A 12209-nucleotide genomic window follows, 5' to 3' on the forward strand; every position below is an offset into this window, starting at 1 on the left:
ATTTAAATAGCAAAAATTAGTCTCTAATATTTATATTAGTTCGAAGAGCCTATGTTTATTGAGCTCAATTCATACGGCTATTAAGAGACTTTATTTATTTTTAATTATTTCCTAAAATAAATTCAATATCACTTTGAGTAAGATGTTTTGTATATAAATTATCTTCAGATATTAACTCATCTAATAACTTACTTTTCATTTCTTGCAATTTTAATATTTTTTCTTCAATAGTATTTCTCATAATCATTTTATAAGCAAAAACTGTTTTGTCTTGTCCAAGTCTATAAGCCCTATCAATAGCTTGATTTTCAACAGTTTTATTCCACCAAGGGTCATAAATAAAAATAGTATCAGCTGCAACAAGATTTAAACCGACACCTCCAGTTTTTAGTGTCATAACAAAGGCTTTATATCTGTTATCAGTTTGAAATTTTTCGACCAATTCTTGTCTATTTTTAACTTCACCAGTCATTTTTAAAAATTTGATATTATTTTTAGTAAGTGAAGAACAAATAGAATCAACAGAAGATAAGTAATTTACGAATATTAAAACTTTATGTCCATTTTTTACGGCTTCTGTAACATTGTTTACTAAAATTTCTTTTTTCTCTGAAAAAACTTTTTTATTTATGTATTCAGGAGAACTTATGATATGTCTTAATTCGTTAATAGCTTGAATAATGAAAAAACTATCAAATTCTCCGTTTTTATTTTTATTACTTTCTAATAAAGAATAGAAATGTTTTCTTTTTTCTTCGTATATTTTTCTGTGCTCATCTGACATATCAATATATAGAAGTTTTTCGATTTTGTCTGGTAAATCTTCTAAAACTTCTTTTTTAACTCTTCTCAAAATAAAAGGATAAATCTTTTTTCTTAATTCTTTTATAGAACTTTTATCTGAAAAAGTTTGTATTGGTTGAATGTAATTTTGTTGAAACTCATGGATTGAACCAAACATAGATGGATTTAAGAATCTAAATAACGAATAAAGTTCTAACAAATTATTCTCTATAGGAGTACCACTTAGAGCCACTCTTTTAGGAGCATTTAATAATAATATAGCTTTTGTAGTTTGAGAATTGACATTCTTAATATTTTGACTTTCATCTAAAACAATTAAATCGAACTTTTCTTTCATAAGACTTTCAATATCGTTTCTAACTGTCCCATAAGTAGTTAAAATAACTTCAGCTGACTTTAAATTTTTAAATTCTCTATTTAAGCCGTAATGTATCCCGACTTTTAGAAAAGGGGCAAATTTTTTAATCTCATTTTCCCAGTTAAATATAAGACTTTTAGGCATAACAACTAAAGTTTTTTTCTTTTTCTTCTCATGAAGTTTAGTAATTAAAGCAATTGCTTGAATAGTTTTTCCAAGTCCCATGTCATCAGCAAGACAAGCACCAAGATTATTGTCAGTAATGTATTTTAACCAATTATATCCATATTTTTGATAATCTCTCAACGAGATATTTAATTTAGGAATATCTTTTTCATTGTAAGAAATTTCATTTATTCCTTTAAAAAATAGTTCGTTACTATTTTCTTTTTCAAAGGTAATATTTTCAAATAATTCTTCAACTAATGGCAAGTCAAAAAAGGAAACTTTAATTTTATCGTCTTCATCTTTAAAGAGTTTTTGTAATTTTTTCATATATTCTTTATTGACTAAAGCATTAGTGCCATCTGTTAAGACAATGTATTCATCTTTATTGTATTTATTAAAAAGTTCTTGTATTGAAATTTTTTCTCCTTCGATTTCAACTTTAACTTCTCCCTCAAAATAGTTAATTCCATATTTGAAGCTACCAAAAATTTTAGGTTTAACAGCTTTTATATTATATTTTTTTAATTTGTCAGTTCCAATAACACTGTATCTAGAAACTAATTGAAGTAATTCTTTTCTAACAAATTCTTTAGCTAAATCTTCATTTAAGATAATAAAATTTTCAGTATCTATATAAAAAGAAGATTTTAAACCTGCTTTTTTTTGTAGTTGTGTTATAACTTTTACAAATTCTTGCATACTAGACTTTAATGTTTCTAAGCTTAAATCTGAAATTTCAACTTTTTTTTCTATTTCATTTATAGTTGCAACTTTTTCTATTTTATTCTTTTCGAAGAAAAGGTAATCCATTGTTGAAACTATTGAGTCAAACTTTAAGTAAAGGCTATTATCAAAAGAAACTTTTTCAATTATAATCTGAGGAATTGTTTTTTTAGGAGTCATATTAACTGTGTCATAATCCTCATATCTTATATTTATATTCTTATAATTCTTTAAAATTAATGTAAAATAACTTTCTAAATCGTATTTATCTATATTTTCAAAAATATCTTTTACAGAAAATAGAGTATTTTTTATAATGTTTAATTCATAAAAACAACCTTTGAAATATATATAATTCCCTACAATATTATTTTTGGAGATTATATTATCATCTATTTCGAAAAATATATCAATACTATCATTATTTTTTGGATTGTTTCTTGCAACAAGTGTAATGTTTTTAAGACCAACTATAGTAACTTTTTCAAAATTTACATCAACTAAATCACTTGATTCTAAAAGTAATTCTAATAAGTCTTCCTCAACTTTCAGGGAATTTTTATCTTCATCAAACTTGTCCCAACTTATAAAAAATGCTTTTTTATTTTGATATTCTATAATATAGTTATTTATTTTATTTTCATTTAAGCTAAAAAAATTATCTACCATATTTTTATTTTCATCAAATAAATTCAAGAATAGACCATTTTCTTTTTCCACTAAAACATAATATCTTATATTTTCAATCACTTTAAAATCACACTCATATCTTCCTTTATTTCAATAATACTAACATTTTCAATATTAGAAAACATATTTTTTAATTTGTCCATAAAACTATAATTATCAGAAAAATGCATAGGAACTATTACTTTTGGTTCTAAATTTTTATAAAAAATTTCTACTCCCTCCAAGGTGTTAACTCCAAGTCTAGGGTCAACAGGAACAAATGCAATATCAATTTTGTTCATTGCTTTTATTTTTTCTATTTCTTTCATATAGTTATTGTACATAGTTTGTTCTTCTTCTTTAGTGTCATCTTCCCAATGCCAAAAATGTAAATCTCCTGAATGGAAAATATTTTTGTTGTCAACATTGATATAAAAAGACGACCCTAGGTCAGTTGAACCAAAAGTATGTATGTTCAAATTATCTATTTTTAAATTATCACCATCTTTAGTAAAATAGAAATTCTTATGTTTGTAAGTTTTTATATCATCACTAAGAATAAATTTTATATTTTCATTAATATTTAGCCAAGATAAAATTTCCTTATTAAAATGGTCATAATGACTGTGTGAAGAAAAAATATATACTTTTTTATCAGTTCTTTTTATAAAAGTATCAAAAAAATATTTTTTTTCAGAAATTTTATTTTCTGGAAATTTATAAAAATCAAAAATAAGAATGCTTGTATCAAGCTCCATAGCAAAGCCACTATGATAAATATAGTAAATCATATTATACCTCTTTAATTATAAATAGTATTTAATTGTATCATTTTTTACAAAATATTAAAAGTGTTTTTATATTTTTTTATTTAATTATTAAATATATTTCAGCAATTTTTAAATTTTGCAATAAAGTATATAAATATGATATACTTATGAAAAATAAATATAATTTAATTTTAGAAAAAAGGAAGTGAAAATATGAAGAAAAAAATAAATATATTTTTGATATTAGGACTAGGATTATTACTTGTTGCTTGTTCAACAGCACCACTAACAGGAAGAAAACAATTAAAGTTTGTGAGTGATGAAAGTATTATTGAAAGTTCAACAGCACAATATAATAAAATGATAGGAGATTTAAAAAAAGAAAATTTACTTGCTAACAATACAGCAGAAGGTCGTAGACTTGCTGAAATAGGAAGAAGAGTAACAGGAGCAGTAGATGAATATTTAAGAGAAAATCAAATGCAAGATATATTAAAGAATTTAAAGTGGGAATATAATTTAATTCAAAGTAATCAAATAAATGCATTTGCTTTACCTGGAGGGAAAATAGCATTCTATACAGCTATAATACCAGTTTTACAAACAGATGGAGCTATTGCTTATGTAATGGGGCATGAAATAGGACATGTTATTGGAGGTCATCATGCTGAAAGAGCTAGTGGTCAAACTTTCGCCGGATATATAATGGCTGGTAAAAAAATATTGGACAGTGCAACAAATGGGTTGACAGGACTTGTAAGCAATGATTTGGCAGAAAAAGGTTTGGCAATAGGACTTTTAAAATTTAATAGAACACAAGAGTATGAAGCAGATAAATACGGAATGATATTTATGGCTATGGCAGGGTATAATCCAGAAGAAGCTATAATTGCAGAAGAAAGAATGATGAAAATGAGTGGAAGTGGTCAAACTTTAGAAATTTTATCAACACACCCTTCAAGTGAAAAAAGAGTGGAAGAGCTAAAGAAATTTTTGCCGGAAGCTATGAAGTATTACAGAGCCAGATAATTTTTTATTTAGCTAAGTATAGTAGCTTTTAGAATTTTATTCAAAAGGAGAATAAAAAATGTTAAAGCATAGAAATATTATGATACAAGGAACAGGCTCTTCAGTTGGAAAAACTGTTCTTGTTGCTGGGTTATGTAGAATTTTTGCTGAAGATGGTTATAGAGTAGCTCCTTTTAAGTCACAAAATATGGCATTAAATTCTTTTGTTGATATTGAAGGGCTTGAGATGAGTAGAGGAACAGTTGTTCAAGCTGAGGCAGCTTATGAAGTGCCTAGAGCTTTTATGAACCCAATTTTATTAAAACCGAATTCAGATAATAACTCACAGGTTATAATTAATGGAAAAGTAGCCTATACAGCTAATGCTAAGGATTATTTTTCGAAATCAAAAGAATTAAAACAAATAGCATTAGAAAGTTATAAAATTTTAGAAAATAATTTTGATATAGCTGTTCTTGAGGGTGGAGGAAGTCCTGCTGAAATAAATTTAAGAGAATACGATTTAGTGAATATGGGTATGGCAGAACTTGTTGATGCCCCAGTAGTTTTGGTAGGAAATATAGATACAGGTGGAGTTTTTGCTTCAATTTATGGAACAGTTATGTTATTAGAGAAAGAGGATAGAGCAAGAATAAAAGGTTACATAATAAATAAGTTTAGAGGAGATTCAGATTTATTAAAACCTGCAATAGAAATAATGGATAAAAAGTTTAAGGAGCAAGGTTTAGATATAAAATTTTTGGGACTTATTCCTTACGGAGATTTTAAAGTAGAAGAAGAAGATAGCTTGACAGAGATGACGGTCGAGAAAAAATCTTTAATAGAAAAAGATAAAAAATATATTGAGATAAGTATTATAAAAACAAAAAAAATGTCGAATTTTACTGATTTTTATGCCTTTAATCAATATGATGATGTGAAAGTAAAGTATGTCTACGATGAAAAAGATTTGGGAAACGAAGATATAATAATTTTTCCAGGTAGTAAGAATACTATAACAGATTTACAAGATTTAAAAGCTAGAGGTCTATATGACAAAATTGTAAAACTAAAAAAAGAAGGGAAAATTATAGTTGGAATTTGTGGTGGTCTTCAAATGTTGGGGGCAAAAATATATGATCCTAAATGTTTGGAAAGTTCTGTAACAGAAATAGATGGTTTTAACTTTTTTGATTATGAAACTACTTTTGGTGAAATCAAAAAAACAGTTCAAGTGAAAAAGAATATTTTAAATCAAAGTGGAATATTAAAAAATTTCAATGGGTATGAGATAGAGGGATATGAAATACATCAAGGAGTATCAACTTTTACAGAACTAATTATTTGTAAGGATAATGTATTTGCAACATATATTCATGGGATTTTTGATAATTCAAAGTTTACAAATGATTTTTTAAATCTTATAAGAGCTAAAAAAAATATTCCATTAAGAGAGGTGGAAATGTCTTTTTCAGAATTTAAAAATAGAGAATATAAGAAATTGGCAAAGCTCATAAGAGATAATTTAGATATGAAAAGTTTATATGCTATTTTAAATAGAGATGTATAAAAGTCCTATATGAATTAGTATTGAAATTAAGACTAATATCATATTACTACTTGAATTTATCTTTCTCAATGAATAAATAAAGTCTGCTGACAGCCGTATGACTCTTCCGAGCTCATCGAAATGCTCTTCAGAGTAATACGGACGTCGGAGACTAATTTTGCTATTTAATTTTATACTTTCCTATAAGATAAAAAAAATAGACTTTTTTATAATAAGTATGTTATACTCTAAAATAATTAAAATTAAGAAGGATAGGGAGAAGGAATGGAAAGTATAAATAGCATAGTTGATGCTGTAAATGGAATTTTGTGGGGAAAGAATATTTTGGTTTTTATGTTGATAGGAGCAGCAATTTATTTTTCTTTTAGAACAAAATTCATGCAGTTTAGACTTTTTTCTAAAATTATAAAAGTATTATTTAAAAATGATAAAACAGAAAATGGAGTGAGTTCCCTTGAAACATTTTTTTTGGGAACAGCTTGTAGAGTAGGAGCTGGAAATATAGCTGGAGTCGTTGCAGCAATATCTGTTGGAGGACCAGGGTCAATATTTTGGATGTGGCTTGTGGCAATGTTAGGTTCAGCAACAGCTTTTATCGAATCAAGTTTGGCAGTTATTTATAGAAAGAAACAAGAAGATGGGACATACATTGGTGGAACTCCCTTTGTTATAGCTGAGAGATTAAAAATGAGATGGCTTGGAGTTATTTATGCTTTAGCTTCTGTTGTGTGTTATTTTGGTGTAACTCAAATTATGTCAAATTCTATAACAGAATCAATTTCAAGTGTTTACACTTATAATATTGGAAGTTTAAATATACAAACTTTATCTTCAATAATTGTTGCTGTTATGGTAGCATACATAATATTTTTTAGTAAAAGTAAAAAAGACTCAATAATAAATTCATTGAATAAAATAGTTCCTATAATGGCAGTTATGTATATACTTGCAGTTTTATATGTACTTGCTTCAAATTTAACAGCAATACCATCGATGATAGGAAATATATTTTATCAAGCTTTTGGAGGAAAAGAATTTTTAGGTGGAACATTTGGTGCTATTGTTATGAATGGAGTTAGAAGAGGTCTATTTTCAAATGAAGCAGGAAGTGGAAACTCTAACTATGCAGCTGCAGCAGTTGATACAGAAATTGCAGCAAAACAAGGAATGGTTCAAGCATTCGGAGTGTTTATAGATACTTTAATAATATGTAGTGCAACAGCTTTTATAGTTTTACTTGTACCAGCTGAAACTATAAATGGTTTATCTGGAATGGGATTATTCCAAGCAGCGATGACTCATCATATTGGAAGCTTGGGAGCACCATTTGTAGTAATTTTAATGTTTTTCTTTTGTGTAAGTACAATACTTGCTGTGGCTTTCTATGGTAGGAGTGCAGTTTATTTTATACATGAAAGTAAATACTTGAATGCTCTATATCAAATTTTATTAATAGTTATGATATACATAGGTGGAATAAAACAAGATATGTTTATTTGGTCTTTAGCTGATTTTGGGCTTGGAATTATGACTGTAATAAATATTATTACAATTATTTTTATAGCTAAACCAGCTTTAGAATCTTTGAAAAGTTATGAGGAAATTTTAAAAAAATAAAGTAAAAATATAGGAGGTTTTAAAATGAGATTTAGAAATAAGTTTTTATTAGTATTAGTTTTTATAGTTATGAGTTTTAGTGTGTTTTCGGAGACTGCTAAAAAGAAAGAAGATGTAAAGGTTCCAAATATAGTTTTATATGATCAATATGGTAAAAAACATAATTTAGAAGAATACAAAGGAAAAGTTGTATTTATTAACTTCTGGGCAACTTGGTGTGGATATTGTGTTCAAGAATTACCAGCTTTTGAAAAGTTATATAAAGAGTTTGGAGAAAACAAAAAAGATGTTATATTCTTAGGTGTAGCAGGACCTAAAACAAAAGACAATCCAGGAAATGTAGATATCAAAAAAGAAGAAATTATTAAATTTTTATCTAAGAAAAAAGTTACTTATCCAGTTTTATTTGATGAAACAGGAAGATCTTTCCAAGAATACGGTATAAGATTTTTCCCAACAAGTTTTGTAGTAAATAAAAAGGGGTATTTAGAAGGATATATTGGAGGAGCAATTTCTGAAGAACAATTAAGAAAAGCTCTTAAAGAAACATTAAAAAAATAAAATTTTACTTTCAAAAAAGTTTTTTATCATTACTTTGATAAAAAACTTTTTTTATCTATAGAAAAGTATAAAATTAAAAAACGAAAATTAGTCTCTGGTGTCCGTATTAGTTCGAAGAGCCTGTGTTCGTTGAGCTCGTAGAACTCATACGGCTATCAAGAGACTTTTTTATTTATAATTTTTTTGATATAATAAAATCATATTAAAATAGGAGGCTATTATGATAAGAAATTTAATAGAAAATTTTAAAAATATAAAAATTGCTGTAATTGGAGATTTGATGTTAGATGAATATATAATGGGAAAAGTTGAAAGAATTTCTCCAGAAGCTCCAGTACCAGTAGTAAAAGTAACAGAAGAAAAATTTGTGTTAGGTGGAGCAGCAAATGTTATTAATAATTTAGCAGCATTAGGAGCCAATGTCTATTGTGGTGGACTTGTTGGAAATGATAAGAATGCAGAAAAATTAATAAATGCTTTTTCTAAAAATGTTGATTGTAGTTTAATATTAAAAGTTGATAATAGACCAACTATTGTTAAAAAAAGAGTTATAGCAGGACATCAACAACTTTTGAGATTGGATTGGGAAGAAGAATTTTCTGTAAATGAAGTTGAAGAAGAAAAAATAATAAGTAATTTAGAAAAGCAAATAAAAAAGTTAGATGCAGTTATCTTATCTGATTATAATAAGGGTTTACTAACAAAAACTCTTTCACAAAAAATTATAAAACTATGTAAGGAAAATAATGTCATAGTTACAGTAGATCCTAAGCCTAAGAATATAGAAAATTTTAAAGGAGCATCATCTATTACTCCAAATAAAAAAGAGGCATACTCAGCTATAAATGCTATGTCAACAGAAGATATAGATGTTGTTGGGGAAAAATTAAAAGAAGAATTTAACTTAGATACTGTCTTAATAACAAGAAGTGAAGAAGGAATGACCTTATATGATAAAGATATTCATAATATTCCTACCTATGCAAAGGAAGTTTATGATGTGACAGGTGCAGGAGATACAGTTATTTCAGTATTTACACTAGCCAGAGCTGCAGGGGCAACTTGGGAAGAAGCTGCCAAAATTGCAAATGCTGCTGGAGGAATAGTTGTTGGGAAAATAGGAACTTCTATTGTAGATAAGGAAGAATTAATTTCAACATATAACAGTATATATAATGTTGGAGGGACTTGCAAATGTTAAGAATAGGAAATGGCTATGATGTTCATAGATTGGTTGAAGGTAGGAAATTAATATTAGGTGGAGTAGAAATTCCACATACAAAAGGAGTTTTAGGACATTCTGATGGAGATGTACTTCTACATGCTATAACTGACGCTATAATAGGAGCTCTAGGTTTAGGAGATATAGGATTGCATTTTCCAGACAATGATGAAAATTTAAAAGGAATAGATAGTTCTATTTTATTGAAAAAAATAGATAAAATGATGAAAGATAAAAAATATGAAATAGTAAATATAGATAGTGTTATTGTTATGCAAAAACCAAAATTAAGACCATATATTGATGAAATAGAAAGAAATATTGCAAAGATTTTAAATATAGATTCAGAACTTGTAAATGTTAAAGCAAAAACAGAGGAAAAATTAGGATTTACCGGTGATGAAAGTGGAGTTAAATCTTATTGTGTAGTTTTATTGGAGAGTAAGGAATGTTAGATACATCAACATTTAGGAAAACTGTACTAGCTTTTTTACTTCCTATGGCATTACAAAATTTAATAAATGTTGCAATTTCAAGTACAGATGTAATAATGTTGGGAAGATATAATGAGATATCTTTATCAGCTTCATCTCTTGCAAGTCAGATTCAGTTTATATTAATTTTATTATTTTTTGGAATAGGATCCGGTGCCACAGTTTTAACAGCTCAATATTGGGGGAAAAAGGATATAAAATCTATAGATAAAGTTATGGCAATAGGCATAAGAACAGCTTTTATTTTAAGTGTATTCTTTTTTAGTTTTGCTTTTTTTCTATCAGAGAAAGCAATGAGTATATTTACAAATGATAAGCTTACTATTCTGGAAGGAGTAAAATACTTAAAAATAGTTAGTTTTTCTTATCTAACTAGTTCAATAACCATAGTCTATTTAGTTACAATAAGAAGTGTTGAAAGAGTTGTCATATCAACAGTAATCTATGCAACTTCATTTTTAAGTAATTTCTTAATAAACTATTTTTTGATATTTGGAAAATTAGGTTTTCCAGAGATGGGAATTAGAGGAGCTGCAATAGGAACATTGATAGCTAGACTTATAGAACTTGCTATTGTGATTTACTATAATTCTAAAAATTATAATTTTGTATCAATAAAATGGGAATATATCAGGAGTTTAGATCCTATATTAAAAAAAGATTTCTATAGGTATTCTTTACCAACAATATTGAATGAACTTTTATGGGCTGGAGGAACAGCAGCTGGAGTTGCTATTTTAGGAAGATTAGGGAATGGGATAGTAGCAGCCAATTCTATAACTTCTGTTGTAAAACAATTAGCTTTAGTATTTGCTTTTGGTCTTGCAAATACGACGGCAATTATGGTTGGGAAAGAAATTGGAAAAAAGGATTTTAAGACAGCAAAAATTTATGCTAGTAAATTATTGATATACTCTTTTTTATCAAGTTTAAGTGGGTCTATACTTCTTTATTTTATAAAATCATTTATAGTGGAAAAATTTAGTCTTAACTCAGAAGTTGCAGATTATTTAAATTTCACTCTAAATATTATGTTGTATTATATATTGATTCAAGGAGTATCAGCAGTTTTGGTTGTTGGAGTTTTTAGAGCTGGAGGAGATACTAAATTTGCTTTGGTAGCAGATGTTGTACCTCTTTGGGGTGGTTCTGTTTTAATTTCAGCTTTTGCAGCTTTTTATTTAAAGCTACCAACTAAGTTTGTATATTTTTTAATAATGTCTGATGAAATAATAAAATTACCTTTTATTATTTGGAGATATAAAAGTAAAAAATGGGTAAATAATGTAACGAGAGAATTAAATTAGAAAAGAGAAAATATGAAAAAAGGTTATGTGCAAATATATACAGGAAATGGAAAAGGTAAAACAACGGCAGCTTTAGGACTTATTACTAGAGCAGTTGGAAGTAATTTTAAAGTTTTTTTCTGTCAATTTTTGAAAGGAAGAGATTATGGAGAACTTCATACTTTAGAAAAGTTTGAAACGGTTACTCATGTAAGGTATGGAAGAGGAGTTTTTATCAAAAGTAAAGAGTTTGTTACTGATGAAGATATAAAACTTATGAGAGAAGGCTATGAAACATTAAAAAATGCTCTTTTATCTGCAGATTACGATATCGTTATTGCTGATGAAATATTGGGAACTCTAAGATATGATTTAATTTCAGTAGAAGAAATAAAGTTTTTAATAAAAAATAAGCCGGAAACAACAGAGCTTGTATTAACAGGAAGAAATGCTCCAAATGAGCTTATAGAATTAGCAGATTTAGTGACTGAAATGAAAGAAGTTAAACATTATTTTCAAAAAGGAGTTATGGCAAGAAAAGGTATAGAAAAATAATAAAAAAGATGTTTACAAGTTTTTAAATATGTAAAGATAAAATACTTGACATTTTTTAGATTATATCATATAATTGCTAGGTGATTATTATGATACTAGATGAATTTATTGAAATTGCTAATCTTTTAGAGATTTATGGATCTCTTTTAAGTGACAGACAAAGAGAATATTTAGAGGATCATTTTGATAATGATTTATCTCTTTCTGAAATTGCTAAGAATAATAATGTTAGTAGACAGGCAATTCACGATAATATTAAAAGAGGAATAAATATTCTTTATGAATATGAAAATAAATTACAATTTTATAAGAAAAAAAAGAAATTGTTAGAAGAGCTTAACAGTTTGAAAGATAATTTTAGCTCTGAGTATTTAGAAAAAATTATAAATGAGTTTCTTTAATGT

At 27.0% G+C, this 12209-nt stretch carries 11 protein-coding genes; 9 read left to right on the top strand and 2 right to left on the bottom strand.

All coding sequences use genetic code 11. The annotated features are described in order from the left end of the window. Positions 1–100: 100 nt before the first annotated feature. Entirely contained in the window at positions 101–2800 is a 2700-nt protein-coding gene (locus tag BQ2505_RS01350; RefSeq protein WP_074016211.1) for a DEAD/DEAH box helicase, read from the bottom strand. Continuing rightward, positions 2800–3513, bottom strand: coding sequence for an MBL fold metallo-hydrolase (locus BQ2505_RS01355; RefSeq protein WP_074016032.1), 714 nt, complete (start codon positions 3511–3513; stop codon positions 2800–2802). The genes BQ2505_RS01350 and BQ2505_RS01355 overlap by 1 nt, the downstream gene beginning before the upstream one ends. Positions 3514–3705: 192 nt before the next feature. On the opposite strand from BQ2505_RS01355, the gene BQ2505_RS01360 reads away from it, so the two are divergent. From BQ2505_RS01360 to ylxM, 9 genes are all read left to right on the top strand, one after another. After that, on the top strand, positions 3706–4521 hold the full coding sequence (locus BQ2505_RS01360; protein ID WP_074016033.1) for a M48 family metallopeptidase: 816 nt from the start codon (positions 3706–3708) through the stop codon (positions 4519–4521). 58 nt (positions 4522–4579) lie between these two features. Next, entirely contained in the window at positions 4580–6070 is a 1491-nt protein-coding gene (locus BQ2505_RS01365; RefSeq protein ID WP_074016034.1) for a cobyric acid synthase, read from the top strand. Positions 6071–6334: 264 nt separating this feature from the next. After that, positions 6335–7687: an alanine/glycine:cation symporter family protein gene (locus BQ2505_RS01370; RefSeq protein ID WP_074016035.1), complete on the top strand. Its 1353-nt coding sequence runs from the start codon at positions 6335–6337 to the stop codon at positions 7685–7687. A 24-nt stretch (positions 7688–7711) separates the two neighbouring features. Continuing rightward, complete coding sequence (locus BQ2505_RS01375; protein ID WP_074016036.1) at positions 7712–8248, top strand: TlpA family protein disulfide reductase; 537 nt, start codon at positions 7712–7714, stop codon at positions 8246–8248. Between the two features lie 220 nt (positions 8249–8468). Beyond that, a complete protein-coding gene (rfaE1, locus tag BQ2505_RS01380) occupies positions 8469–9449 on the top strand; it encodes a D-glycero-beta-D-manno-heptose-7-phosphate kinase (protein WP_074016037.1) in 981 nt (326 codons plus the stop codon). Continuing rightward, entirely contained in the window at positions 9443–9925 is a 483-nt protein-coding gene (gene ispF, locus BQ2505_RS01385; RefSeq protein WP_074016038.1) for a 2-C-methyl-D-erythritol 2,4-cyclodiphosphate synthase, read from the top strand. Before rfaE1 ends, ispF begins: the two co-directional genes overlap by 7 nt. Continuing rightward, positions 9919–11271 (top strand): MATE family efflux transporter, encoded by a 1353-nt coding sequence (locus tag BQ2505_RS01390; protein WP_074016039.1) that lies wholly within the window; start codon positions 9919–9921, stop codon positions 11269–11271. The genes ispF and BQ2505_RS01390 overlap by 7 nt, the downstream gene beginning before the upstream one ends. Before the next feature lie 12 nt (positions 11272–11283). Continuing rightward, a complete protein-coding gene (gene cobO / locus BQ2505_RS01395) occupies positions 11284–11805 on the top strand; it encodes a cob(I)yrinic acid a,c-diamide adenosyltransferase (protein ID WP_074016040.1) in 522 nt (173 codons plus the stop codon). Between the two features lie 89 nt (positions 11806–11894). After that, positions 11895–12206, top strand: a complete 312-nt coding sequence (gene ylxM / locus BQ2505_RS01400; protein WP_074016041.1) for a YlxM family DNA-binding protein — start codon at positions 11895–11897, stop codon at positions 12204–12206. Positions 12207–12209 lie beyond the last annotated feature (3 nt).

The organism is Fusobacterium massiliense (assembly GCF_900095705.1).
Lineage (GTDB): Bacteria > Fusobacteriota > Fusobacteriia > Fusobacteriales > Fusobacteriaceae > Fusobacterium > Fusobacterium massiliense.